Source organism: Mycobacterium cajalii (assembly GCF_045809005.2).
GTDB lineage: Bacteria > Actinomycetota > Actinomycetes > Mycobacteriales > Mycobacteriaceae > Mycobacterium.
In genome coordinates this window covers 1998173-2021299 of the sequence record NZ_CM141436.1, presented here as the reverse complement: position 1 = coordinate 2021299, position 23127 = coordinate 1998173, and the positions used below count along the sequence as shown (strand labels likewise).

Sequence of the window (23127 nt, the reverse complement as noted above, 5' to 3'; positions counted from 1 at the left end):
CCCCTACCGTCGCAGCTCGTACTGAGCGGAATCCGTCTTGGCCAGCATGGCCCGATGTGCGGCCGGCGTAAAGGGCCACACCTCGGGGATGCCGTCTTTGCCGAGGTACCAGCTGTCGCAACCGGTGGTCCACACGGTGCGGGGCATCGCGGCGCGCAGTGCGGCGTTGAACGTCTCGGTGGCCGATACCTTGGGCTCCACGGTGTCGAATTCGCCACGGCGCCAACGCTGGATCCATCGCAGGATGTGGTCGGCCTGCGACTCGGCCACCGACGTCAGGGCGAGGTTGCCCACCGGGCTGTGCGGCCCGAGCATCATGAAGAAGTTCGGGAAGCCCGGCATCGCGACGGTCTGGTACGCCCGCGGCCCGTCGCGCCACACCTCGTCGGCGGTGATCCCGTCCCGGCCGGTCAGCCGCATCGGCCGGAAGAACGCGTGGGTGTCGAACCCGGTGGCCAGCACGATGACGTCCGCCTCGTGCAGGACCCCGTCGCCGGTCACGATGCCGCGGCGTTCCAGGTGGTCGACGCCGGCGGTGACCAGTTCGACGTCCTCGCGCTGGATCGCCCGGTAGAAGCCGCCCGAGACCACCAGCCGCTTGCACATCGGCTGGTAATCGGGGGTCAGCGCGGCGCGCAGGCCGGGGTCGCGCACGCTGCGCAGGCTGGCGCGGCACAGCGCCCCCATCGCCTTTCGCCGCAGGCCCGGCTTGGTCAGCGCGCCCGCGAACGTGTCGAAGGCCAGGCTGTAGGCCCGGTGGGCCACCCCGCCGAGCCACGGAATCGCCCGGTGCGTGCGCCCGGCCAGCCCGGGATACCGCGGGTTGGGCAGCCGGACGATCCATTGCGCGGTGCGCTGGAACAGGGTCAGCTTTTCCGCGACGCCGGCCAGGCCGCAGACCAACTGGATCCCGGTCGATCCGTTGCCGATCACCGCGACGCGCCGCCCCCGCAGCTCGACGGAATGGTCCCAGCGGGCCGAGTGGAACAGATGGCCGCCGAAGTCGCCGGCACCGGGCAGCGACGGGACCCGCGGATGGTGCAGCACACCGGTCGCCGAGATCAAAAAGTCCACCTCGGACTCCGCGCCGGCGCCGGTGCGCAGCACCCAGCGCGCGCCGTCGAACCGGGCGCTGACGATCTCGGTGCCGAACCGGATCCGGTCCCGCAGCCCGAACGTGTCGGCGATGCCCTGGAAGTAGGCCTGGATCTCCCCGCCCGGGGAGAACATCTGCGACCAGTCCGGCTTGCGGGCGAAGCTGTACTGGTAGACCCGCGAGGGCACGTCACAGAACAGGCCCGGATAGGTGTTGTCCCGCCACGTGCCGCCCACGTCGTCGGCCTTCTCGTAGATGGTGACGTCGCCGATCCCGTTGCGCAGCAAAGCGATTGCGATGCACAACCCGGACATGCCCGCTCCGACGACGGCTACGGCGGGATCGCGTGGGGTCATCGGGGGCCGGTCCGGGTGCGCCTACCCGGCCTCGGCGCGCTGCTTGAGGCGCTGCAGGGTGAGCCGGATGTGCTCGGCGTTGGCGGCGGCCCGGTCGGGCACGCCGGTGGCCTTGCCGGCCAGCTTGCGAAACCAGCCGGGCCTGCGGTCCCAGGTGCTCTCGGTGACCAGGCAGCCGCCGCCGTCCGCGACGATGTCGTATTGCCAGCGGGCGATCGGCAGCACCGTGTGGGTGACGTCGAACGCGAACTGGCGGCCCGGTTCGGCGTCGGTGACCGTGCAGCGGGTGCTCCAGCGCCGGCTGGCGCTCGCGTTGTGGCCGGTGAACACCGCACCCGGCCGGACACCGCCACCCCCGGGGTCCCCCTTGCGCCATTCCATCGCCACCGTCTCCTCGGCCAGCGAGGCCAGCGTCGGCAGGTCGGTGAGCAGCCCGTAGACCACCTCGGCGGGGGCGTCGACGTGCACGGTGGCCGTCACGGCGGAATCTGCGGGCCGGGTCATCGCCCGATCATATCGGTGCGGCCCCGCGCAGATGCTCGAAGATCAGCGACGTCTGGGTCCTCGCGACGTCGGCGTCGGCGTTCAGATTCTCGACCACGAACGAGCGCAGGTCCTCGGTGTCGCGCGCGGCGACATGGAGCAGGAAGTCGTCGGCGCCGGCCAGGAAGTAGACGTCCCGCACGTGCGGCTTGCTGCTGATCCGGTGGATGAAGCTGCGGATCTTGCCGCGCGCGTGGGACTGCAGGCTGACCGAGATCATCGCCCGCAGCGGCAGCCCCACGGCCACCGGGTCGATGTCGGCGTAGAAGCCCCGGATGACGCCGAGCTCCGCCAGCCGCCGGACGCGACCGTGACACGTCGACGGCGCGATGCCGACCGTCTCGGCCAGTGCGGTGTTGGTGATGCGCGCGTCGGCGTGCAGCAGGGTCAGAATCCTGCGGTCCACATCGTCGAGGTCGGCGGGTCGAACATCCTTCGGCGGGCCACCTCGCCCACCGTCCAGGCCAGTTGTTTCCTCAGCCATCTCACCACTTTACCGAATCATCGGCGTCCCGTTTGCGAAGAGCTCGAACTTTCTTCACACTTGGAGTAGTCATTCCGAAATCCCGTGGCAGGGGGCCCAAATGCGCGTCGGCGTTCCGACCGAGACCAAGAACAGCGAGTTCAGAGTGGCCATCACTCCCGCCGGTGTCACCGAACTGACCCACCGCGGCCACGAGGTGCTCGTGCAGACCGGCGCCGGCGAGGGCTCGGCGATCGCCGACGCCGAATTCAAGGCGGCGGGCGCCCAACTGGCCGGCACCGCCGATCAGGTGTGGGCCGAGGCGGACCTGGTGCTCAAGGTGAAGGAACCGCTGCCGGCCGAGTACGGCTTCCTGCGGCGGGGCCAGGTGCTCTTCACCTATCTCCACCTGGCCGCGTCCCGGTCCTGCACCGATGCGCTGCTGGCCGCCGGCACCACGTCGATCGCCTACGAGACCGTCCAGACCGCCGACGGCGCGCTGCCGTTGCTGGCGCCGATGAGCGAGGTCGCCGGCCGGCTCTCCGCTCAGGTCGGGGCCTACCACCTGATGCGCACCCAGGGCGGCCGGGGCGTGTTGATGGGTGGGGTGCCCGGCGTCAAGGCCGCCGACGTCGTGGTGATCGGCGCCGGCACAGCCGGTTACAACGCGGCCCGGATCGCCTCCGGCATGGGCGCCGCCGTCCGGGTCCTGGACGTCAACGTCAACAAACTGCGACTGCTCGACGCGGAGTTCGGCGGCCACATCAGCACCCGCCACTCCTCGAAGTACGAGCTCGAAGGCGCGGTCAAGCGCGCCGACCTGGTGATCGGGGCGGTTCTCGTGCCCGGCGCCAAGGCGCCCAAGCTGATCGGCAACTCGCTTGTCGCACAGATGAAGCCGGGTGCGGTGCTGGTGGACATCTCCATCGACCAGGGCGGCTGCTTCGAAGACTCACGCCCGACCACCCACGACGATCCCACCTTCGCCGTGCACGACACGCTGTTCTACTGCGTGGCCAACATGCCCAGCGCGGTGCCCAAGACGTCGACCTACGCGCTGACCAACGCCACGATGCCGTATGTGCTCCAGCTCGCCGACCGGGGCTGGCGGGCGGCCTGCGAGTCGGATCCGGCCCTGGCCAAAGGGCTTTCGACGCACGACGGCGCGCTGCTGTCCGAACGCGTCGCCGCCGACCTGGGCCTGCCGTACACCGAGCCGGCGAGCGTGCTCGCCTGATGCTGGCTAGAATTCCGTACACGACGACGCTGCCGCTCGCCGTGGTACGGGCAAACCTGTCAAACCTGTCAGACCTCGTCGATGAAGCGGTGCGGACGCACGAGCGGATCGAGGTGACTCCGCAAGGGCGCCGGGCCGCGGTGATCCCCAGCGATCGGGAACTCATGCGTGAAGTCCGGAGGGCCGAGGCCGAGGCTGAAAACGGTGAGCTCTTCTCACTCGAGGAGGTAACGGCGGAGCTGCGCGCCGCCGGCCGGCTGCCGCGGTGAGCTACCGCGTCGAATTGACGGGGGCGGCAAAGAGGGCGCTGACCGAGCTGTTGCCCGAAAATCAGTTTCCTTCGCCTGCTGGGAGTTCATCGGAGGCCCGCTGGCGGAGAATCCCCATCAAAGTGGGTAAGGCTTCGCGGTCAGTTGGATGGCCGGTTCTCGGCGCGTCGAGGCGAATTTCGCTTGCTTTGTCCGATTTTCGAGGACAGAGTCGTCGTCCGCGTGATCCACATCGCGCATCGTCGTGCCGTTTATCGATGACGCAATGCTGTCGAGTTCCGCACGCTGTCGCCGCACGCGGTTTTCGTCCACAGGGCCACCGCGTCGGGGGATGGTGACCGCTCACGCTGACTGAACGCCCGGACTCGGGGGCGTCGACGGAGCCGTGCCGGGGGCTTTGGGGCCCCTGCTGGGCAGGGCAGGCACTGCGATGGAGCCGTACTGGGGGCAGTAGGCCTGGATCGCGGCTCCCGTGAAGTAGGCGGCGTTGAGCGGCGGCCGGCTGGTGGCGCTGGTGACCCGGGTGACCAGGTCCGCGTTGCTGGTGTCGGGGTTGTTGTCGAGCGTGGCGCCGACGACGGTTTTGGCGACCCGGATTGCCTGATCGGTTGCGCCGTAATTCATTCCGGAGGTGTCGAGGTTGGCAATGAATGCGTCGTCGGTGGCGTCCGCGCGGGCCGGTGCGGCGAACCCGACGGAAAAGACTATCAACGCGATGGCTCGCACCACCATGACACCTCCTCGTAGTCGAATTCCGCGGCGTCCGGTGGCTGGCACTGGGGAGTAGCGACGAGAACTACCCGGATTTTAGGCTCCCCTGACGCTTCCGTGGGTGGTTTTGTGCGCTGAGTAGGCGCACGTCGTTGTGGCTTAGGGTTTCTGGCTGTCAAAGGTCAGGAACCAAAGGAAGCGGGCAACGACGTGCGCAATGCGAGGTTATGGCGTGCGCTGCTGGGTGTCGATAGGCGCACGGTGGTCGAGGACATCGAATTCTGCGAGGAGGACGAGGGCGCCGAGGTGGTGGTGGCGCGGGTGCGCCCACGCAGCGGTGTTTCACAGCGTTGTGGGCGCTGTGGGAGCAAGGCGCCTTGGTATGACCGCGGGGAGGGTCTCCGCCGGTGGCGGGGCCTGGATTTGGGGACGGTGCAAGTGCTGTTGGAGGCCGAGGCGCCGCGGGTGAACTGCCCCACCCACGGGCCGACCGTGGTTGCGGTGCCGTGGTCGCGTCATCACGCCGGACACACGCTGGCCTTCGATGACACGGTGGCCTGGCTGGCGGTGGCTTGCTCGAAAACGGCGGTCTGCGAGTTGATGCGCATCGCGTGGCGCACCGTCGGGGCGATCGTGGCGCGGGTGTGGGCCGACACCGAAAAGACTGTTGATCGGTTTGCCAACCTACGCCGGATCGGCATCGACGAGATCTCCTACAAACGCCACCACAAGTACTTGACGGTGGTCGTTGACCACGACAGCGGGCATCTGGTCTGGGCCGCGCCGGGACGCGACAAGGCGACCCTGCGACGCTTCTTCGACGCTTTGGGTGCTGAGCGGGCCGCGTTGATCACCCACGTCTCCGCCGATGCCGCGGACTGGATCGCTGCCGTGGTCGCCGAACGCTGCCCGGACGCGATCCTGTGCGCCGATGCGTTTCATGTCGTGTCCTGGGCCACCGAGGCCCTTGATGCCGAGCGGCGCCGGGCCTGGAACGATGCGCGGACGCTGGCCCGTAGCGAGCCCAAACGCCGCCGCGGCCGCCCCGCCAACGACGCCGCACCCAGACCCGGACACGAGCAGGCCCGCCGACTCAAAGGCGCCCGCTACGCGCTGTGGAAAAACCCCGAAGACCTCACCGAACGCCAGAGCGCCAAGTTGGCCTGGATCGCCAAAACCGACACCCGGCTTTACCGCGCCTACCTTTTGAAAGAGGGCCTGCGGCATGTGTTCTCGGTCAAAGGCCAACAAGGCAAAGACGCCCTCGATAAATGGACCTCCTGGGCGCGGCGCTGCCGCATCCCGGTGTTCGTCGAGCTGGCCCGCCGCATCGTGCGCCACCGTCAAGCCATCGACGCTGCCCTCGACCACGGCCTATCCCAAGGACTGATCGAATCCACCAACACCAAGATCCGGGTCCTGACCCGCATCGCATTCGGCTTCCACAACCCCGCCGCACTGATCGCCCTGGCCATGCTCGCCCTCGGCGGGCAGCGACCCGCCCTACCCGGCCGCGGCTGACACCCCCCACCAGGGCACCTCTCGGAGGGTGCCCCCTTCCCCGAGCGTTGCCGATTCTGCGCCACCCGCTCGTCGGCGTCCATGTCGTTCCGCCTCGCTGCGCTCGGGGGCTCCACATGGACCCCTCCCTACGCGAGGCAGCGCCAAAAGCAACTATCGCGGAAAGGACCAGACAAACGTCCAACCATCACCAGATCGGACCCACGGATGCGTCAGGAGAGCCGGATTTTAACCGGCATCGGAAGTGGGTCGCCGCGACGGTGGTGTGATCTCGCAGGGAGCTGCCAGCTGTTGCGTTCGCACGCGCCGGGCCTGCCGCTGGAGGCCGTAGGCCCGATCTTTCATGCAATTCCGCGTCTGCTGCGGAGAGTAGCCCTCCCCGCTGGTGAACACGATCAGCGCGGAGAAAGGTGCCCCGGTGATCGCCGGGGCGAGGCTGCATGCTGGCAAGGCAACGGGCTGCGAGTTAGCGATCGAGTCCAGGTAGCGGCGCGCTCTTGCTCGGTGCTGGGCGGCTAGGATCGGTTCGCCAGTGCTCGCCACGACGTGGTTTAGGCGAAAAACAAGGAAGAATGATGGGTGCCGAACGACCAGATCCTTTGTTGCGGCTGGACGCCACAGCGGAGGCGATCTCGGGCCTGCGTGATGTTTTCGCCGCCGAAGAGCCGGTAGGTAATGTCTTGGCGCGGGTTGCCCAGATCGCTTTGAGGGCGATTCCCGACGCCGATGCCGTCAGTATCACGGTGATCAGCGACGGCAGCGCCTGCAGCACTCAGGTGAGCACTGATGAGCGGATCATGGCCTTGGATCGCGTTCAGCAGGAGTTCGGGCGAGGGCCGTGCATGCAAGCGGCTCAGCAGCGTCGACCCGTCCGTGTGGAGATTGCCGCCGCGGATGGGGATCGATGGCCCGAATTCGCTGCGCAGGCCAAAAAGCTTGGTGTTCGGGCCTGCTTGTCGGCGCCGTTGCTCGTCGATGACGCCGAACCCGAACTTGTTGGTTCGCTTAATGTTTACAGCTATACCGCGTCGGCGTTCGACCCGTTCGACGAGGGACTGGTCCGGCTGTATACGGTCACGGCCGGCCAAGCGATCATCAACGCCCGCCGGTGGCAAAAGACTCGGGACACCGTGGTCAGTCTGGAACGCGCGTTGACCTCGCGGGCCGAAATCGATCAAGCAAAAGGGGCGCTGATGGCCATCCACGGTTGCGACGCCGACGAGGCGTTTCAGCGGCTCGTCAGGGGATCGCAGGAGCAAAACGTCAAATTGCACGAGGTTGCTCGACAGCTGCTGGGACGGCTTCGCCGACCCGGGGAGTAGATCGCAAGTGGTCCGGGGGTTGTGGGTCGGGCGATGGCAGCGGCGCCAGAGCCGTCGGTCAGATGTGTGGCGGTTGACGGGTCACGCGGGTCGCCGGGACGGTTGGGGCGACCAATCGTCAGCGCTGCCAGCGCACTGGCCCGATCCATAGCGCAGAGCGGTTGGCTTGGGGGTTGCGGTGGTGGGTGACTGTGACTTGCGTTGTGGCCGTGTCGATGTGGGCGGGATGATTCTGGTCGTAAATGGCCCGGCGCTGCGGGTCACGCAGTCGCGCGTACGCGGCTAGAACCTGCCGAAGCTGGATTTCTGCATCAGCGGGCGAGCCCGCATAGTGGGTGTCGGGGTGAAGGGCGCGGAGCTTGACCCGGAAGGCGTGAGCGATTTCAGTGGGGGTTGCTGTAGGTGTCACGCCCAGCACGGCATAAAGGTCGGCGGGATCGGCACGCTGGTTCATCACTGGCGGGTTCATCACTGGCGTCGTTGGTCGAAGATGAGAGCGTGGGGTGCATGCCGGGGGTGTATCGGCCCGTCAACACTCCGAAACTTCCGGGGGAAAACTTCCGGGGGGCTGCTGGCGTGATCTGGCTCCGGTGGGCGCGGCCCGCCGCCCCACGGGAGGGGGAGCGGCGGGCCACATCAGACGGGCCACACCACATTAAGCGGTATTCACGTATCGCCCAGTGCTGTTTGGCGTGCCACGTCGGTGGCGGTGCGCGCGTAGGTCAGTACCCGCGTCGTGCGCGTGGTGAGGTCGCTGTGGACGGCACGCGAATCGCTGCCCGCTTGTTTGGTCATCGGTCAGGGCATCACCTCCGTTCGGCAAACGCCAGCGGTCAGGTACCGGTTGTGCACGGAGGAGACCGCTGGGTGGGCCACACCGGATCCTGACGACGCCGGATGGATCCCTGTCTGTTGCCGAGAGGTGCCCCGCAGGGTCGGTCGAGGGTTGTGGTGAGGCAGGCGACCTGGGTGGGGCGTGGCCGTGCGGCGGGCGCTTCGGCACAAGCCCCGGCGAACGGGTACTCGGCCAACGCCGTTTCGCGCTGGACGCGCATCCATTCGGCGCCCACGATCGCCTCGGCCTCTTCGAGCAATGCCTCCGTTAGCGTGTCGGTGGTCATCTTTTTGTCACCCCTTTCGCTTGCGCGCCGCTGCCAGAGTGGTCAAGCGTTGATCGCCGTCTTTTGGCCGTCGTGACGAATCTCGATGCGCCGCGGCTTGGCCTTCTCAGCCACCGGGATCGTTAGCCGTAATACACCATCGTGGTAGTTGGCTTCGATCTTGTCGGTGTCGAGGTTTTCGCCGAGGAAAAGCTGGCGGCTGAACACGCCGCGTTGGCGTTCGGCGGACAGCATCTCCCGGTTTTGGTCTAGGCTTGGGCGCTCGGCACGCACGGTGAGCATGTTGCGCTCCACGTCGAGATCCAGCGAATCCGCGTTCACGCCAGGCAGATCGAATTCGACGATGAAGTTGTCGCCGTCTCGCCAGGCATCCATGGGCATCGCCGCCGGCCGGGCGGCGGTGCCGAAGACCTGTTGGGTCCAGCGGTCGAGATCGCGGAACGGATCTGTACGCATCAATGCCATGATTTCAACCCCCGATCAGGGACAGGATCTATGTCTATGGACATAGTTTTTTTATAGCACTGAGTGCATATTCACGCAAGTCCCAGTGAGAATCTTTTCCGAGGAGAAGCCGTTGGCCGACGACTCGACAGCCCGATCCGCGCGCGGTCTCTACGGCATCTCGGTGACCTCCGAACCGTCCGGGATCGCCCCCCAGACGCTGCGGCTCTATGAGCGGCGTGGACTGCTGAGCCCGTCGCGCACCGAAGGGGGTACCCGCCGCTACAGCGACGAGGATCTCCAACGCCTGCAAGCGCATCACCGAATTGGTCGACCAAGGCATCAACCTCGCCGGCATTGCCCAGATCCTGGACCTGGAAACAAAAAATAGCCAGCTGTTATCCGACTACACCCAGCTCGAGCTGCTGAACGCCAAACTGAAAGTCAGCCGCCGGCCGGCGGCCGGTCGCAGGGTGTATCGGGAAGAAAGAAGGGAGGGTTCATGAAGGACATCGAGCACAGGCTTCTGCCCGACGACGCACCCGAGGCGGATGTGATCGAACAGCGCCTTGTCGTCGATGCTGACGGCGAACCCGGGCTGGACACGAGCCAGCTCGACACGCTTCGTGATCGACCACGTCGACGAGGCCGACGTGGTCGATCAAGCCACCGTCGTGCCCGCCCTGGAGGAAATGATCGAGACGCTACGCAGTAAGTCGGCCGTTCGGCTGCAATAGGTTAGGCATTCCCGGCGGTAAGGTCGCGCAGCCATTGCGGCAGGGTGCTGGCGCGCTCGCTCACAGCAAATAAGTTTCCCCAGGTGGCACGCGCAACAGCGACGGCGGCGTTGTCGACGTACTCGGCATGCTGGTCTTCGGCGATGGCGACCAGCGCGTCTGCCAGGTTGACCGGATTAATCCCGTGTCGCTTCGCGGTGTACATCAGTTCGACGAATGCTTGGTCGACGCGGTAGCGCCGCAGGGTGACCAGGACTCCTTCGGCGCTATCGAGAATTCGCGCGCCGGTGCGGCGCGAGTCGCGAGGCCGACGTGGATACTCGGCCATGGCTGATCATCTCCTCTCCAAGGAGAAACGGCTGTAGGTGGGTGGTGTTGGCCGTGGACACCACCCACCGATTGCTCAGGCGATGGCCTTCTGTTTGAGGCCGGTCGTAATCGCGATCTTGCGCGGCTTGGCCTGCTCGGCCACCGGAACCGTCAGCCGCAGCACCCCGTCGGTGTAGCTGGCGCCGATGTGCTCGGTATCGAGCTGGTCACCGAGCAACAGCTGCCGGCTGAACACCCCGTGCGGACGCTCCGCGGCCACCCAGTCACGGCCCTCATCGCCTACGTAGGGCCGCTCGGCGCGCACCATCAGCGTGCCCTGGTCGGCCGTAACGTCGATCGAGTCGGGATCGACGCCGGGCAAGTCAAGCTCCACGACGAACTTGTCGCCATCACGCCAGACATCGATCGGCATCAACGCCGGCCGCGCGGCGGTACCAACGGTATTCCCCCACAGTTGGGTGAGTCGGTCGAGATCACGGAAGAGCGGCTCAAACCCCAACATTGTCACCACCTCCTGTTCGCTGGTCGATTATCTACTTCATTCGATACATATAATCTATGTCCTCGGGATCATATTCCCGCGTCCCCGCTAGACCCCGCGTCCCGGCTAGTCCAGCAGGCCGGCGATGATGTCGGCCGCCGGTCCGGCCTGCGCGTGCTGGAACGACGTACCGGCCCACAGCGGAAACCCGTTCGGGTCCTCCAGGGCGGCCGCCGCCTCCCGGATCGGCGACGTCATCTGGTTGACCTCCGGATAGCCCAGCGGCGCCACATTGTCGAGCATCCGGGTGAAGTCGTTCTCCAGCCCGCGGGCGTAGCGCCCCGAGAACGCCCGCGTGACAACGGTCGTGGCGAACAGCGGGTTCTTCATGGCCGTGCGGTGCGCGGGGTTGGTGCCCGCCTCGTCGGCCAGCAGCAGCGCGGTGCCGACCTGCGCGGCGACCGCCCCCCGGTTCAGCACGTCGGCGACGTCCCGCGCGGTGCCGAGGCCGCCGGCCGCGATCAGCGGGACGTCGTGCGCGCTGCGGATCCGGGCGAGCAGCTGGTGCAGCGACTCGTTGGCGGGCTCCATGTCGGGAGCGAACGTGCCGCGGTGCCCACCGGCGGCGGGTCCCTGGACGACCAGGCTGTCGGCGCCGGCGGCGACGGCCACGCCGGCCTCGTAGGCCGAGGTCACCGTGACCATCACCAGCAGTCCCAGCGCACCCAACCGGTGGATGACGTCGGGTGCGGGCACGCCGAAGGTGAAGGACACCAGCTCGGGCCGCACGTCGGCCACCACCTCGAGCTTGCGCTCCCAGTCGTCGTCGTCGCCGTATTCCGGCCGGCCGACCTCGACCTGGTAGTGCTCGGCGATCTCCACGAGATCTTCGGCGTAGTACTCCAGCGCCAGCCAGTCGGCGACGCTGGGCTGGGGCACGAACAGGTTGACCCCGAGCGGGCCGGTGGTGGCCGCGCGCGCCGCGGCGATGTCAGCGGCGAACTGTGCGGCGGTGCGGTGCCCCCCGGGGATGAAGCCCAGCCCTCCCGCGTTGGACACCGCCGCGGCCAGCGCCGGGGTGCCGGGACCGCCGGCCATCGGCGCACCCACGATGGGCACCGAGATGTCCCAAAAGCCCAGTACCATCTGCGCTAATTTACCATCGCCCGAAGTTGTTGGGGCAGCTGACGTTTCGAGGTATACGGGCCGACGACGGCAGCGCCGTACCGTTGGCTCAGCAGCCTGCGGGCCACCGCGTTGACCTCCTCGACCGTCACCTCGTCGATCCGCCGCAGCGTGTGCTCGATGCTGCGGTGCCTGCCGTAGTTTAGTTCGCTGCGGCCCAGACGGCTCATCCGGGAACTCGAATCCTCCAGCCCCAGGACCAGCCCGCCGCGCAGCGAGCCCTTCGCGATCCGGCATTCGGCGTCGGTGATGCCGTCGCGGGCCACCGCGTCGAGCACCTCGCCGCTCACCCGCATGACGTCGGGGAAACGCTCCGGCAGGCACGCCGCGTACACCGACAGCGCGCCGCTGTCGGCGAACATGTCCAGCGAGGAGTAGATCGAGTAGGCCAGCCCGCGCAGCTCGCGCACCTCCTGGAAGAGCCTGGAGCTCAGGCCGCCGCCCAGCGCGGTGTGCAGCACCGACAGCGCCCAGCGATGCTCCCAGCCGCGGCCCGGCGTGCGCACCCCCAGCGCCACGTGGGTCTGCTCCGAGTCGCGGTGGCCCAGCGCCAGGACGGGCACCGCCTGCACCCGACCCGCGCCCTTGCGGGGGGCCACGGACCGGCGCCCGCGGACCAGATGCGGGCCGAAGTGCTCGCGCGCCAAAGCGACCACCCGGTCGTGCTCGACGTTGCCGGCCACCGCGAAGACCATGCGTTCCGGCCGGTAACGGCGCACGTGGAAGGAGTGCAGCTGGGTCCGGGTCATCGCCGACACGGACTCCGCGGTGCCGATCACCGGGCGGCCGACGGGGTGGTCGCCGAAGAGCGCCGACAGGAACATGTCGCCCAGCGCGTCTTCGGGGTCGTCGTCGCGCATGGCGATCTCCTCGAGGACGACGTCACGTTCGAGCTCGACGTCCTCGGCGGCGCAGCGGCCGTTGAGCACCACGTCGGCGACCAGGTCGACGGCGAGCTCCAGGTCGCTGTCGAGCACATGCGCGTAGTAGCAGGTGTGCTCCTTGGCGGTGAACGCGTTCAACTCCCCGCCGACGGCGTCCATCGCCTGCGCGATGTCCACCGCGGTGCGCGTCGGGGTCGCCTTGAACAGCAGGTGCTCCAGGAAGTGCGCCGCCCCGGCCACGGTCGAACCCTCGTCCCGCGAGCCGACGCCCACCCACACCCCGACCGACGCGGAGCGCACCGCGGGCAGGTACTCGGTGACCACCCGCAGCCCACCCGGCAGGGTGGTGCGGCGCAGCGCGGCCCGGTGCTCCGGTTTCGCCTCGGCTCCGAGTGTGCCCCGGCGCAGGGCCGCCGCTTTGCGGGGCTTGGGCCCGGCCGGCGGGTCAGCTGCCGGTGGTCGCGGCATCGGCAGGTGCGGCCCCCGAGTCGGCAGGCGTCTCGGAGGCGGCACTGTCGTCGTCGACCACGACCAGCGAGATCTTGCCCCGCTTGTCGATGTCGGCGATCTCGACGCGCAGCTTGTCGCCGACGCCGACCACGTCCTCGACCTTCGCGATGCGCTTGCCCTTGCCCAGCTTGGAGATGTGCACCAGCCCGTCACGGCCCGGCAGCAGCGACACGAACGCCCCGAAGTCCGTGGTCTTGACCACGGTCCCCAGGAACCGCTCGCCAAGCGTCGGCAGCTGCGGGTTGGCGATCGCGTTGATCCGGTCGATGGCGGCCTGCGCGGACGGGCCGTCGGTGGCGCCGACGAACACGGTGCCGTCGTCCTCGATGGAGATCTGCGCGCCGGTCTCCTCGGTGATGGCGTTGATGACCTTGCCCTTGGGGCCGATGACCTCGCCGATCTTGTCGATCGGGACCTTGATGGTGGTCACCCGCGGGGCGTAGGGGCTCATCTCGTCGGGGGCGTCGATCGCCTCGGCCATGACCTCCAGGATGGTCAGCCGGGCGTCTTTGGCCTGCTCGAGCGCGCCCGCGAGCACCTGGGACGGAATCCCGTCCAGCTTGGTGTCCAGCTGCAGCGCGGTGACCATGTCCTTGGTGCCGGCGCACTTGAAGTCCATGTCGCCGAACGCGTCCTCGGCGCCGAGGATGTCGGTCAGGGTGACGAAGCGACGCTCGGTGCGGCCGTCAACCTCGACGTCGTCGGAGACCAGGCCCATCGCGATGCCGGCCACCGGCGCCTTCAGCGGCACCCCGGCGTTGAGCATCGCCAGGGTGGAGGCGCAGACCGATCCCATCGACGTCGAACCGTTGGAACTCAGGGCCTCCGAGACCTGGCGGATCGCATACGGGAAGTCCTCGACGCTGGGCAGCACCGGGATCAGCGCCCGCTCGGCCAGCGCGCCGTGCCCGATCTCGCGCCGCTTGGGCGTACCGACGCGGCCGGTCTCGCCGGTGGAGAACGGCGGGAAGTTGTAGTGGTGCATGTAGCGCTTGGTCGTCTCGGGCCCCAGCGAGTCGATCCGCTGGGCCATCTTGACCATGTCCAGCGTGGTCACGCCCAGGATCTGGGTCTCGCCGCGCTCGAACAGCGCGCTGCCGTGCGCCCGCGGCACCACGGCGACCTCGGCGCTCAGCGCGCGGATGTCGGTGACGCCCCGGCCGTCGATGCGGAAGTGGTCGGTGAGGATGCGCTGGCGGACCAGCTTCTTGGTCAGCGACCGGAACGCGGCGCCGACCTCCTTCTCCCGGCCCGCGTAGGTGCCGGAGGCCCCGGCGAGCCGCTCGAGGACCTGCGCCTTGAGCTCGTCGGTGCGGTTGTTGCGCTCGGTCTTGTCGGCGATGGTCAGCGCCGCGGCCAGCTCCTCGGTGGCCACCGAGGAGACCGCGTAGTAGACGTCCTCGCCGTACTCGGGGAACACCGGGAAATCAGCCGCGGGCTTCCCCGATTTTCCAGTGGCGCCGGCCAGCTCCCGCTGGGCCTCGCACAGCGTGGCGATGAACGGCTTGGCGGCCTCCAGGCCTTGCGCCACAACGCTTTCCGTCGGCGCCTGGGCGCCGCCCGCGACGAGCTCGATGACGTTCTCGGTGGCTTCGGCCTCGACCATCATGATGGCCACATCCGCCTTGCCGTCTTCCTCGCCGACGATGCGCCCGGCCACCACCATGTCGAAGACGGCCCGCTCGAGCTGTTCGACCGTGGGGAAGGCGACCCAGGTGCCGTCGATCAGCGCGACGCGCACGCCGCCGATCGGGCCGGAGAACGGCAGGCCGCTCAGCTGCGTGGAGGCCGACGCGGCGTTGATCGCCAGCACGTCGTAGAGGTCGTTGGGATCCAGGCTCAGGATCGTCACCACGACCTGGATCTCGTTGCGCAGGCCGTCGACGAACGACGGGCGCAGCGGGCGGTCGATCAGCCGGCAGGTCAGGATCGCGTCGGTGGAGGGCCGGCCCTCGCGCCGGAAGAACGAGCCGGGGATGCGGCCCGCGGCATACATGCGCTCCTCGACGTCGACCGTCAGCGGGAAGAAATCGAAGTGCTCGCGGGGGCTCTTGCTGGCGGTGGTCGCCGACAGCAGCATGTTCTCGTCGTCCAGGTAGGCGACCACGGCCCCGGCGGCCTGCTGGGCCAACCGGCCGGTCTCAAAGCGGATGGTGCGGGCGCCGAAGCTCCCGTTGTCGATGACGGCGGTCGACTCGAACACACCCTGGTCAATCTCAGATACAGACATCTGTGGGCGTACAGCCTCTCTGGGTATTCAGCTTTTTCGCGTGCTCCCGCAAGTCACCCGCGAGAGCGCGAAGAGCGAAGTCTGAATACGGCTACGGCCATCGATCGAAGCGGCCGACCTGCCCCAGATCCGGAGAGCCCGGCAGCCACTACCGAAGACCGCCCGATGCAGACTGCGCTGCTCACTCGGAGGTGCATAGTGACACGCTGGAACGGCACCCGCGGATCTGCGCGCACCGCACCGTTTTGTTCGGGCCGAAGCGGCCCAGAACGACCTCACTCTACACGGCCGCTGCGATGCGCCCGAATCGCCGGGCCGACCTGCGCGGCCGGGGTCAGCGACGCAGGCCCAGGCGCTCGATGAGGGAGCGGTAGCGCTCCACGTCGGTCTGGGAGACGTACTTGAGCAGCCGGCGCCGCCGCCCGACCAGCAGCAGCAGCCCCCGGCGCGAGTGGTGGTCGTGCTTGTGCACCTTGAGGTGCTCGGTCAGGTCGGCGATCCGCTTGGTCAGCAGCGCCACCTGCGCCTCCGGGGACCCGGTGTCGGTGTCGTGCAGGCCGTAGGTGCCCAGGATCTCTTTTTTCTGCTCGGCTGTCAGCGCCACGAAAACAACTCCATCAATCGGTCCGCGATGAGTAGATATCCCGGCGCGGCCACCGCGAACCGCAGCACGCGCCGATGTCGACCGGCAGTTTAGCAGCACGGCCGCCGCTCAGTCCTTGAGCAGGGCCCGCGTGCGATCGGTGTCGGCGCCGATCTCCTCGACCAGATCGCTCACCGCGTCGAACCTCTTCTGGCCGCGGATGCGCGCGACGAAATCCAGCGCCACGTGCTGTCCGTACAGGTCGGCGGACTTGTCCAGCACGAAGGCCTCGACGGTGCGGGTGCGCCCGGAGAACGTCGGGTTGGTGCCTACGGAGACCGCGGACTGGTAGCGCTCCCCCGGCACGACCGTGCCCGTCACCGGTCCGTGCCCCAGGACGGTGAACCAGGCGGCGTACACGCCGTCGGCCGGGATCGCCGAATACATCGGCGGCGCCACGTTGGCGGTCGGATAGCCCAACTCGGCGCCCCGCCCGTAGCCCCGGACCACGACACCCTCGACGCGGTGCGGGCGGCCCAGCGCCTCGGTGGCCGCCATCATGTCGCCGGCGTCGACGCAGGACCGGATGTAGGTCGAGGAGAACGTCACGTTCTCGTTGCTGTGGTGCTCGGACAGCAGCGACATCGACTCCACCGCGAAACCGAATCGCTCACCCGCCTTGCGCAGCGTGCCGACGTTCCCGGCCGCCTTCTTGCCGAACGTGAAGTTCTCCCCCACCACGACCTCGACCACGTGCAGGTTCTCCACCAGCAGCTCGTGGACGTAGCGCTCGGGCGTGAGTTTCATGAAGTCCGTCGTGAACGGCATCACCAGGAAGACGTCGATGCCCATCTCCTCGACGAGTTCGGCGCGGCGGGCCAGCGTCGTCAGCTGGGCCGGGTGGCTGCCGGGATAGACGACTTCCATCGGGTGGGGATCGAAGGTCATCAGCACCGACGGCACGTTGCGGGCCCGGGCCGCCTTGACCGCGTGGGCGATCAATTCGGCGTGCCCGCGGTGCACGCCGTCGAACACGCCGATGGTGAGGACGCACCTGCCCCAGTCCGTGGGGATCTCGTCTTGGCCGCGCCAGCGCTGCACAACCGCAAGCCTACGGCGCGAGATGCGAGTGCGCGCACGGGCGGCACGGCGGACCAGGTGTGGGATGCCTAAACTGCAGGCTTGTGAGGGCGGACGACGAGCCGGGTGGCCTGACCGCGGTCGGCCAGGACTACCTCAAGGCCATCTGGAACGCCCAGGAGTGGTCCCCCAAAGACGCCCCGCACAAAGTCAGCACCAAGATGCTGGCCGAGAAGATCGGGGTGGCGACCAGCACGGCCTCGGAGTCGATCCGCAGACTCGCCGAGCAGGGCCTCGTCGACCATGAGAAATACGGCGCGGTGTCGCTGACCGAGGCGGGGCGGCGGGCCGCGCTCGAGATGGTGCGCCGGCACCGGCTGCTGGAGACCTTCCTGGTCAACGAGCTCGGTTACGGCTGGGACGAGGTGCACGACGAGGCCGAGGTGCTCGAACACGCGGTGTCGGACCGCCTGATGGCCCGCATCGACGCCAAGCTGGGGTTCCCGCAGCGCGACCCGCACGGGGACCCGATCCCGGCCACCGACGGACAGGTGCCCACGCCGCCGGCGCGCCAGTTGTGGGCCTGCGCCGACGGCGACCGCGGCACCGTGGCGCGCATCTCCGATGCCGACCCCGAGATGCTGCGCTATTTCGCCGACGTCGGGATCAACCTCGACTCGCGGCTGCGGGTGCTGACCCGGCGCGAGTTCGCGGGCATGATCTCGGTGGCGATCGAAGCGGCCGACGGCGCCGAGGCGACGGTCGACCTGGGCAGCCCGGCGGCCCGGGCGATCTGGGTGGTCGCCTGAGTCTGTCGCGCCGAGCGCGAAGCCACCGCGATTTTTCCGCGGATTTTCCCACCCGGTTCACGTTCGGCGCAGGCGGCTCAGGCCAGCAGGCCCTTGGCGATGTGGGTGACCTGAATCTCGTTGCTGCCGGCGTAGATCATCAACGACTTCGCATCCCGCGCCAGCTGCTCCACCCGGTACTCGGCCATGTACCCGTTGCCGCCGAACAGCTGCACGGCCTCCATCGCGACGTCGGTGGCCGCCTCCGAGGAGTACAGCTTGATCGCCGACGCCTCGGCCAGGGTCAGCGGTTTGCCGGCCTGCTGCCGCTCGATGGTGTGAAACACCATGTTCTGCACGTTCATCCGGGCGATCTCCATCTTGGCCAGCTTGAGCTGGATCAGCTGGAACTGCCCGATGTTCCTGCCCCACAGCGTGCGGGTCTTCGCGTAGTCCACGCACAGCCGGTGGCATTCGTTGATGATGCCCAGCGCCATCATCGCGATCCCGATCCGCTCGGCGGCGAAGTTGTCGCGGGCGCTGTCGCGGCCGTCGCCCCCGGCGTGCTGTGCGCTCTCCCCGAGCAGGCGGTCCGGCGTCAGCCGCACGTTGTCGAAGAACAATTCGCCGGTCGGCGAGGACATCATGCCCATCTTCTTGAACGGCTTGCCCTGCGTCAGGCCCGGCATCCCGGCGTCCAGCACGAAGATGAGCACCGGCCGGTTGCGGGGGTCGGAGTCGCCGGCAGTGTCGTCGGTGAGTTTGGCGTAGACCACCAGCACGTCGGCGCAGGGCCCGTTGGTGATGAACGTCTTCTGCCCGTTGAGGATGTAGTCGGCACCATCGCGCTTGACGTGTGTCTTCATCCCCCCGAACGCATCCGAGCCGGAGTCCGGCTCCGTGATCGCCCACGCCGCAATCTTTTTCAGCGTCATCAGGTCCGGCAGCCAGCGTTCTTTCTGGGCCGGCGTGCCGCGGTTCATGATGGTCGCCGCGCCCAGGCCCAGGCTGACCGACACGGTGCTCAGCAGTCCGATGCTCACCCCGGCGAGCTCGGACACCAGCACCGCCATCATCGACGCCTGCGCAGCCATGCCCGAATCGCCGTCGCCGTCGCCCGTCGGCCCGCCGCGCTCCCGGTCCAACATCTTCTTGACGGCGTCGGCCGCCATGACGTCGAGGCCGAACTGGCTGAACAGCTTTCGCGCGATCGGATACGGCGACAGCGCACCGGTCTCCAGCTCGTCGAGGTGCGGGCGGATCTCCTTGTCGATGAACTGACGCACCGCGTCCCGAACCATCAGGTCGGTGTCGGACCATTCGAACACGGCGCTAGCGTTCGGCGCGCTGGTAGGCGGTGACGACGGCCGCGCCGCCGAGACCGATGTTGTGCTGCAACGCGGCGGTGACGCCCTCGACCTGACGCTTGTCGGCGGTGCCGCGCAGCTGCCAGGTCAGCTCGGCGCACTGCGCCAGCCCGGTCGCGCCGAGCGGGTGCCCCTTGGAGATCAGGCCACCCGACGGGTTGACCACCCAGCGGCCGCCGTAGGTGGTGTCGCCGTTGTCGATCAGCTTGGGCGCCTCCCCGGGCCCGCACAGGCCGAGGGCCTCGTAGAGCAGCAGCTCGTTGGCCGAGAAACAGTCGTGCAGCTCGATCACCTGAAAGTCCTGCGGCCCCAGCCCGGACTGATCGTAGACCTGTTGCGCCGCTTGCACGTTCATGTCATAGCCGATGAGGTTCTTGGCGCTGCCGTCGAAGGTGGACGCGAAGTCGGTGGTCATGGCCTGCCCCACGATCTCCACCGCCCGGCCGGCCAGCCCGTGACGCTCGACGAAACCCTCCGAGGCCAGGATCGCCGCACCGGAGCCGTCCGACGTCGGCGAGCACTGCAGCTTGGTCAGCGGGTCGGAGATCATCCGCGACGCCAGGATGTCCTCGAGGGTGTAGGACTCCTGGAACTGCGCGAACGGGTTGTTGACGGAGTGCTGGTGGTTCTTGTGGCCGACCTTGGCGAAATGCTCCGCGGTGGAACCGTATTGCCTCATGTGCTCGCGGCCTGCGGCGCCGAACATCCACGGCGCGACGGGCATCGCGAACTCGTCGATCTCGGCCATCGCCTTGACGTGCCTGGCCATCGGCGATTCGCGGTCCTCGGCCCCACCGCCGAGCGAACCGGGTTGCATCTTCTCGAACCCCAGCGCGATTGCGCAGTCCACGAGCCCGCCGCGGATCGCCTGAGCCGCAAGGAACAGCGCCGTCGACCCGGTCGAGCAGTTGTTGTTGACGTTGACGATCGGGATCCCGGTCATGCCCAGCTCGTAGAGCGCCCGCTGCCCCGACGTCGAGTCGCCCGCGACGTAGCCGACGTAGCCCTGCTGCACCTCGCGGTAGTCGATGCCCGCGTCGGCCAGGGCGTTGGTCCCGGACTCGCGCGCCATGTCCGGATAGTCCCAGCCCTCGCGGCGGCCGGGCTTCTCGAATTTCGTCATGCCGACGCCGATCACGTAGACCCTGTTGGACATCGTGTTTTGGGACATCGTGCTCCTTCCGAATACGTGTCAGGGTACGGCGCGCGATGTGACGCGGGCCACGCATCCCTCGCTACAGCGTCGCCGGGCGGATCACCACCACCGACTTCGTCCGCGCGCCCTCGTCGCGCAGCAGCGCCATCACGCGGCCGTCGGGGCCGCAGGCGGCGTAGACGCCGTCGATGCCGGCCGGCGCCAGGGGCCGGCCGTGGCCGGTGGCCTCGGCCTCCGCGGCGGTCAGGTCGCGGCGGGCGAACATCAGCAGGCAGGCCTCGTCCAGGGTGCAGCTCAGCCGGGGCCGCTCGGTCAGGTCGTCGAGCGAGCTCGCCTGGTCCAGGCCGAAGCGGCCGACGCGGGTGCGCCGCAACGACGTCAGATGCCCGCCCACCCCCAGCGCGGCGCCCAGGTCGCGGGCCAGCGCCCGGACGTAGGTGCCCGACGAGCAGTCGACCTCGACGTCCAGGTCGACGCACCCGCCGTGGGACCGGCGCGCCACCACGTCGAACCGGTCGATGCGCACCGGCCTGGCCGCGAGCGCGACGGAACGGCCCTCGCGGACCAGGCGGTAGGCGCGCCGGCCGTCCACCTTGATGGCGCTGACGGCCGAGGGCACCTGCTCGATGTCGCCGCGCAGCCCGGCGACCGCCGCCTCGATCGCCTCGTCGGTCAGGTGCCCGGCCGGGACGCTGTCCAGCGGTTCGCCGTCGGCGTCCTCGGTGGAGGTGGTCTGCCCCAGCCGGACGGTGGCCGCATACGACTTCGGGGCCGCCGTCAGCAGGCCGAGGATCTTGGTGGCGCGGTCGATGCCGATCACCAGCACGCCGGTGGCCATCGGGTCCAGCGTGCCGGCGTGTCCCACCCTGCGCGTGGCGAAGACGCGCCGGCAGCGCGCCACCACGTCGTGGCTGGTCATGCCTGCCGGCTTGTCGACGACGACGATCCCCGGCCCGCACGGACCGTCGCTCATAGGACGATCGCGGTGAGCACCAGGCCGCGCTCGACCGACCAGCGGCCCCGCAGCGCGGTCAGCGGCGGACCCGACAGCGCTTCGGGATCGATGAGGATCTTCGAGACGAACGTCCCCATGGCCCCGGCGCCGGACGGGTCGACGTCGAACACGACGTGCGCGTCCTCGAAGCCGAGCCACCTGTTGGTCAACGGGAACCACGCCTTGTACGTCGCCTCCTTGGCGCAGAACAGGATCCGGTCCCAGTGCAGGCCGTCGGGCAGCGCGGCGATCTCGCGGCGTTCCTCGGTCAGTGTGATCGCGTCCAGCACCCCGTCGGGCAGCACGTCGTGCGGTTCGGCGTCGATGCCGACCGAACGCACCGCGCCGGCGCGGCCCACCACCGCCCCGCGGTAGCCCGTGCAGTGGGTGAGGCTGCCCACCACGCCGTCGGGCCAGCAGGGTTGCCCCTTGTCGCCCTTGAGGATCGGCACCGGCGGCACGCCGAGCTGACCCAGCGCGGTGCGGGCGCAGTGCCGCACGGTGACGAACTCGTTGCGCCGCTTGGCCACCGACTTGGCGATCAACGGCTCCTCTTCGGGCAGCGGGGCCAAACCCGGCGGGTCGGAGTACAGCTCCGAATAGGCGAGGTCCTGCGACACCGTCTCGGGCAGCACCGCCGACACCAGCATGCGTGCCGTCATCGCGACTGCCGCTGCCGCACTCGTTCCCGGAACTTAACGGCCTGCTCCCGCATCTGCGGGGTGATCTCGAAGTGGCCGCCGAAGTCGTTGAGGTAGCCGGGCGGGTACCGGGGGTCGGGCAGCACCTGGCGCAGCCAGCTGTAGGGCGTGCGGCGCCGCCACTCCCGCGGGTAGCCCACCGACACCTCCTCGAAGCGCACGTCGTCATACCAGGTCGTGCGCGGGATGTGCAGGTGGCCGTACACCGAGCACACGGCGTTGTAGCGGGTGTGCCAGTCGGCGGTCTTGGTGGTCCCGCACCACAGCGAGAACTCCGGGTAGAACAACGCGTCACAGGGCTCGCGGACCAGCGGGAAATGGTTCACCAACACGGTCGGGGTCATCCAGTCGAGCTCTTCGAGCCGGGCGCGGGTTTTGGCCAGCCGGTCCCGGCACCAGGCATCGCGGGTGGCGTAGGGCTCCGACGACAACAGGAATTCGTCGGTGGCCACCACGTTGCGCTCCCGCGCGATCGCCAGGCCCTCGGCTTTGGTCGCGGCCCCCTCGGGCAGGAAGCTGTAGTCGTAGAGCAAGAACATCGGCACGATCGTGGCCGGGCCGCCGCGTTCGGTCCACACCGGGAACGGATGCTCGGGCGTGACCACGCCCATCTGGTCGCACATGTTGACCAGGTACTCGTAGCGGCTTCGCCCGAAGATCTGCCTGGGATCCCGGTTGGTGGTCCACAGCTCGTGGTTGCCCGGCACCCAGATCACCTTGGCGAAGCGCCGCCGCAGCAGGTCCAGCGTCCAGTGGATCTCGTCGGTGCGTTCGGCGACGTCGCCCGCCACGATCAGCCAGTCGTCCGGCGACGACGGGCGCAGCGACTCGGCGATCGGCTTGTTGCCCAGATGCCCGGTGTGCAGGTCGGACACCGCCCACAACGTCGGTTGGGGGGTCGGTTGGGGGGTCGGTTGGGGGGTCGGTTGGGGGGTCGGTTGAGGCGTCTGCTGCCCCCCGCTCGTCGATTCCTGCCCGGCCATGACCAACCAGCCTAACGATTCGCACCGGGCGTGCC

Annotated in this window: 26 protein-coding genes and 1 pseudogene; 7 read left to right on the top strand and 20 right to left on the bottom strand. The window is 68.5% G+C overall.

Annotation, left to right across the window (positions count from 1 at the left end; genetic code table 11):
- Positions 1-3 precede the first annotated feature (3 nt).
- Genes ACJ512_RS09740 through aldR form a run of 3 tightly spaced genes read right to left on the bottom strand, consistent with a single transcriptional unit; the run spans position 4 to position 2479 of the window.
- On the bottom strand, positions 4-1452 hold the full coding sequence (locus tag ACJ512_RS09740) for a flavin-containing monooxygenase (RefSeq protein ID WP_407687276.1): 1449 nt from the start codon (positions 1450-1452) through the stop codon (positions 4-6).
- Positions 1453-1473: 21 nt separating this feature from the next.
- Positions 1474-1956, bottom strand: coding sequence for an SRPBCC family protein (locus ACJ512_RS09735; RefSeq protein ID WP_407687275.1), 483 nt, complete (start codon positions 1954-1956; stop codon positions 1474-1476).
- A 7-nt stretch (positions 1957-1963) separates the two neighbouring features.
- Entirely contained in the window at positions 1964-2479 is a 516-nt protein-coding gene (gene aldR / locus ACJ512_RS09730) for an HTH-type transcriptional regulator AldR (protein WP_407687274.1), read from the bottom strand.
- Positions 2480-2579: 100 nt separating this feature from the next.
- Here aldR and ald point away from each other — a divergent pair, with 100 nt between their 5' ends.
- Positions 2580-3695, top strand: a complete 1116-nt coding sequence (gene ald, locus ACJ512_RS09725; protein WP_407687273.1) for an alanine dehydrogenase — start codon at positions 2580-2582, stop codon at positions 3693-3695.
- A complete protein-coding gene (locus tag ACJ512_RS09720; RefSeq protein WP_407687272.1) occupies positions 3695-3964 on the top strand; it encodes a type II toxin-antitoxin system prevent-host-death family antitoxin in 270 nt (89 codons plus the stop codon). The genes ald and ACJ512_RS09720 overlap by 1 nt, the downstream gene beginning before the upstream one ends.
- Positions 3965-4081: 117 nt before the next feature.
- Here the strand turns inward: ACJ512_RS09720 and ACJ512_RS09715 are convergent, their stop codons facing one another.
- Entirely contained in the window at positions 4082-4276 is a 195-nt protein-coding gene (locus ACJ512_RS09715) for a hypothetical protein (RefSeq protein ID WP_407687271.1), read from the bottom strand.
- Between the two features lie 30 nt (positions 4277-4306).
- A complete protein-coding gene (locus tag ACJ512_RS09710; protein ID WP_407687270.1) occupies positions 4307-4696 on the bottom strand; it encodes a DUF732 domain-containing protein in 390 nt (129 codons plus the stop codon).
- Between the two features lie 189 nt (positions 4697-4885).
- On the opposite strand from ACJ512_RS09710, the gene ACJ512_RS09705 reads away from it, so the two are divergent.
- Both ACJ512_RS09705 and ACJ512_RS09700 read left to right on the top strand, forming a co-directional pair.
- Positions 4886-6196, top strand: a complete 1311-nt coding sequence (locus ACJ512_RS09705; RefSeq protein WP_461480038.1) for an ISL3 family transposase — start codon at positions 4886-4888, stop codon at positions 6194-6196.
- A gap of 575 nt (positions 6197-6771) precedes the next feature.
- Positions 6772-7518, top strand: a complete 747-nt coding sequence (locus ACJ512_RS09700) for an ANTAR domain-containing protein (RefSeq protein WP_407688157.1) — start codon at positions 6772-6774, stop codon at positions 7516-7518.
- Between the two features lie 118 nt (positions 7519-7636).
- Here ACJ512_RS09700 and ACJ512_RS09695 read toward each other — a convergent pair whose 3' ends face one another.
- The 3 genes from ACJ512_RS09695 to ACJ512_RS09685 all read right to left on the bottom strand — a co-directional run bounded on the left by ACJ512_RS09695 (position 7637) and on the right by ACJ512_RS09685 (position 9104).
- Positions 7637-7987, bottom strand: coding sequence for a J domain-containing protein (locus ACJ512_RS09695; protein ID WP_407688158.1), 351 nt, complete (start codon positions 7985-7987; stop codon positions 7637-7639).
- A gap of 197 nt (positions 7988-8184) precedes the next feature.
- On the bottom strand, positions 8185-8313 hold the full coding sequence (locus ACJ512_RS09690) for a hypothetical protein (protein WP_407688159.1): 129 nt from the start codon (positions 8311-8313) through the stop codon (positions 8185-8187).
- Positions 8314-8681: 368 nt separating this feature from the next.
- Positions 8682-9104, bottom strand: a complete 423-nt coding sequence (locus ACJ512_RS09685; RefSeq protein ID WP_407688160.1) for an Hsp20/alpha crystallin family protein — start codon at positions 9102-9104, stop codon at positions 8682-8684.
- Between the two features lie 112 nt (positions 9105-9216).
- Here ACJ512_RS09685 and ACJ512_RS09680 point away from each other — a divergent pair.
- Together ACJ512_RS09680 and ACJ512_RS09675 are read left to right on the top strand one after the other, a co-directional pair.
- A pseudogene (locus ACJ512_RS09680) lies at positions 9217-9589 on the top strand (MerR family transcriptional regulator).
- Between the two features lie 72 nt (positions 9590-9661).
- Positions 9662-9820, top strand: coding sequence for a hypothetical protein (locus ACJ512_RS09675; protein WP_407688161.1), 159 nt, complete (start codon positions 9662-9664; stop codon positions 9818-9820).
- A 1-nt stretch (position 9821) separates the two neighbouring features.
- Here ACJ512_RS09675 and ACJ512_RS09670 read toward each other — a convergent pair whose 3' ends face one another.
- The 7 genes from ACJ512_RS09670 to ACJ512_RS09640 all read right to left on the bottom strand — a co-directional run bounded on the left by ACJ512_RS09670 (position 9822) and on the right by ACJ512_RS09640 (position 17124).
- Positions 9822-10148, bottom strand: a complete 327-nt coding sequence (locus tag ACJ512_RS09670; RefSeq protein WP_407688162.1) for a hypothetical protein — start codon at positions 10146-10148, stop codon at positions 9822-9824.
- Between the two features lie 75 nt (positions 10149-10223).
- Positions 10224-10661, bottom strand: a complete 438-nt coding sequence (locus tag ACJ512_RS09665; RefSeq protein WP_461480037.1) for an Hsp20/alpha crystallin family protein — start codon at positions 10659-10661, stop codon at positions 10224-10226.
- 96 nt (positions 10662-10757) lie between these two features.
- Positions 10758-11777 carry a nitronate monooxygenase gene (locus tag ACJ512_RS09660; RefSeq protein ID WP_407688164.1) on the bottom strand — a complete coding sequence of 340 codons (1020 nt, stop codon included), beginning with the start codon at positions 11775-11777 and terminating at the stop codon, positions 10758-10760.
- A gap of 5 nt (positions 11778-11782) precedes the next feature.
- Complete coding sequence (locus tag ACJ512_RS09655; RefSeq protein ID WP_407688165.1) at positions 11783-13168, bottom strand: M16 family metallopeptidase; 1386 nt, start codon at positions 13166-13168, stop codon at positions 11783-11785.
- Positions 13146-15440, bottom strand: a complete 2295-nt coding sequence (locus tag ACJ512_RS09650) for a polyribonucleotide nucleotidyltransferase (protein WP_407688166.1) — start codon at positions 15438-15440, stop codon at positions 13146-13148. Before ACJ512_RS09650 ends, ACJ512_RS09655 begins: the two co-directional genes overlap by 23 nt.
- A gap of 334 nt (positions 15441-15774) precedes the next feature.
- Positions 15775-16044, bottom strand: coding sequence for a 30S ribosomal protein S15 (gene rpsO, locus ACJ512_RS09645; protein WP_407688167.1), 270 nt, complete (start codon positions 16042-16044; stop codon positions 15775-15777).
- A gap of 108 nt (positions 16045-16152) precedes the next feature.
- The gene (locus ACJ512_RS09640; protein WP_407688168.1) at positions 16153-17124 is read right to left on the bottom strand and encodes a bifunctional riboflavin kinase/FAD synthetase; all 972 of its coding nucleotides are present in this window, start codon (positions 17122-17124) and stop codon (positions 16153-16155) included.
- A gap of 83 nt (positions 17125-17207) precedes the next feature.
- On the opposite strand from ACJ512_RS09640, the gene mntR reads away from it, so the two are divergent.
- Complete coding sequence (mntR, locus tag ACJ512_RS09635; protein ID WP_407688169.1) at positions 17208-17912, top strand: manganese-binding transcriptional regulator MntR; 705 nt, start codon at positions 17208-17210, stop codon at positions 17910-17912.
- 77 nt (positions 17913-17989) lie between these two features.
- On the opposite strand, the gene ACJ512_RS09630 is transcribed toward mntR, so the two are convergent.
- The 5 genes from ACJ512_RS09630 to ACJ512_RS09610 all read right to left on the bottom strand — a co-directional run bounded on the left by ACJ512_RS09630 (position 17990) and on the right by ACJ512_RS09610 (position 23092).
- The gene (locus ACJ512_RS09630; protein ID WP_407688170.1) at positions 17990-19219 is read right to left on the bottom strand and encodes an acyl-CoA dehydrogenase family protein; all 1230 of its coding nucleotides are present in this window, start codon (positions 19217-19219) and stop codon (positions 17990-17992) included.
- A 4-nt stretch (positions 19220-19223) separates the two neighbouring features.
- Positions 19224-20414 carry a lipid-transfer protein gene (locus tag ACJ512_RS09625; RefSeq protein ID WP_407688181.1) on the bottom strand — a complete coding sequence of 397 codons (1191 nt, stop codon included), beginning with the start codon at positions 20412-20414 and terminating at the stop codon, positions 19224-19226.
- A 79-nt stretch (positions 20415-20493) separates the two neighbouring features.
- On the bottom strand, positions 20494-21387 hold the full coding sequence (gene truB, locus ACJ512_RS09620; protein WP_407688171.1) for a tRNA pseudouridine(55) synthase TruB: 894 nt from the start codon (positions 21385-21387) through the stop codon (positions 20494-20496).
- The gene (pptT, locus tag ACJ512_RS09615) at positions 21384-22070 is read right to left on the bottom strand and encodes a 4'-phosphopantetheinyl transferase PptT (RefSeq protein ID WP_407688172.1); all 687 of its coding nucleotides are present in this window, start codon (positions 22068-22070) and stop codon (positions 21384-21386) included. The genes truB and pptT overlap by 4 nt, the downstream gene beginning before the upstream one ends.
- On the bottom strand, positions 22067-23092 hold the full coding sequence (locus ACJ512_RS09610; RefSeq protein ID WP_407688173.1) for a metallophosphoesterase family protein: 1026 nt from the start codon (positions 23090-23092) through the stop codon (positions 22067-22069). The genes pptT and ACJ512_RS09610 overlap by 4 nt, the downstream gene beginning before the upstream one ends.
- Between the last annotated feature and the right edge of the window lie 35 nt (positions 23093-23127).

Excerpts from the sequence above, each read along its gene's own strand:
- ACJ512_RS09655 (WP_407688165.1), bottom strand. The coding sequence starts at position 13,168 with ATGCCGCGACCACCGGCAGCTGACCCGCCGGCCGGGCCCAAGCCCCGC.
- ACJ512_RS09660 (WP_407688164.1), bottom strand. The coding sequence starts at position 11,777 with ATGGTACTGGGCTTTTGGGACATCTCGGTGCCCATCGTGGGTGCGCCG.
- ACJ512_RS09735 (WP_407687275.1), bottom strand. The coding sequence starts at position 1,956 with ATGACCCGGCCCGCAGATTCCGCCGTGACGGCCACCGTGCACGTCGAC.
- aldR (WP_407687274.1), bottom strand. The coding sequence starts at position 2,479 with ATGGCTGAGGAAACAACTGGCCTGGACGGTGGGCGAGGTGGCCCGCCG.
- ACJ512_RS09720 (WP_407687272.1), top strand. The coding sequence starts at position 3,695 with ATGCTGGCTAGAATTCCGTACACGACGACGCTGCCGCTCGCCGTGGTA.
- ACJ512_RS09670 (WP_407688162.1), bottom strand. The coding sequence starts at position 10,148 with ATGGCCGAGTATCCACGTCGGCCTCGCGACTCGCGCCGCACCGGCGCG.
- ACJ512_RS09685 (WP_407688160.1), bottom strand. The coding sequence starts at position 9,104 with ATGGCATTGATGCGTACAGATCCGTTCCGCGATCTCGACCGCTGGACC.
- ACJ512_RS09695 (WP_407688158.1), bottom strand. The coding sequence starts at position 7,987 with ATGAACCCGCCAGTGATGAACCAGCGTGCCGATCCCGCCGACCTTTAT.
- ACJ512_RS09740 (WP_407687276.1), bottom strand. The coding sequence starts at position 1,452 with ATGACCCCACGCGATCCCGCCGTAGCCGTCGTCGGAGCGGGCATGTCC.
- ACJ512_RS09650 (WP_407688166.1), bottom strand. The coding sequence starts at position 15,440 with ATGTCTGTATCTGAGATTGACCAGGGTGTGTTCGAGTCGACCGCCGTC.
- ACJ512_RS09710 (WP_407687270.1), bottom strand. The coding sequence starts at position 4,696 with ATGGTGGTGCGAGCCATCGCGTTGATAGTCTTTTCCGTCGGGTTCGCC.
- ACJ512_RS09700 (WP_407688157.1), top strand. The coding sequence starts at position 6,772 with ATGGGTGCCGAACGACCAGATCCTTTGTTGCGGCTGGACGCCACAGCG.
- ald (WP_407687273.1), top strand. The coding sequence starts at position 2,580 with ATGCGCGTCGGCGTTCCGACCGAGACCAAGAACAGCGAGTTCAGAGTG.
- pptT (WP_407688172.1), bottom strand. The coding sequence starts at position 22,070 with ATGACGGCACGCATGCTGGTGTCGGCGGTGCTGCCCGAGACGGTGTCG.
- truB (WP_407688171.1), bottom strand. The coding sequence starts at position 21,387 with ATGAGCGACGGTCCGTGCGGGCCGGGGATCGTCGTCGTCGACAAGCCG.
- ACJ512_RS09675 (WP_407688161.1), top strand. The coding sequence starts at position 9,662 with ATGCTGACGGCGAACCCGGGCTGGACACGAGCCAGCTCGACACGCTTC.
- ACJ512_RS09625 (WP_407688181.1), bottom strand. The coding sequence starts at position 20,414 with ATGTCCAACAGGGTCTACGTGATCGGCGTCGGCATGACGAAATTCGAG.
- ACJ512_RS09690 (WP_407688159.1), bottom strand. The coding sequence starts at position 8,313 with ATGACCAAACAAGCGGGCAGCGATTCGCGTGCCGTCCACAGCGACCTC.
- ACJ512_RS09610 (WP_407688173.1), bottom strand. The coding sequence starts at position 23,092 with ATGGCCGGGCAGGAATCGACGAGCGGGGGGCAGCAGACGCCTCAACCG.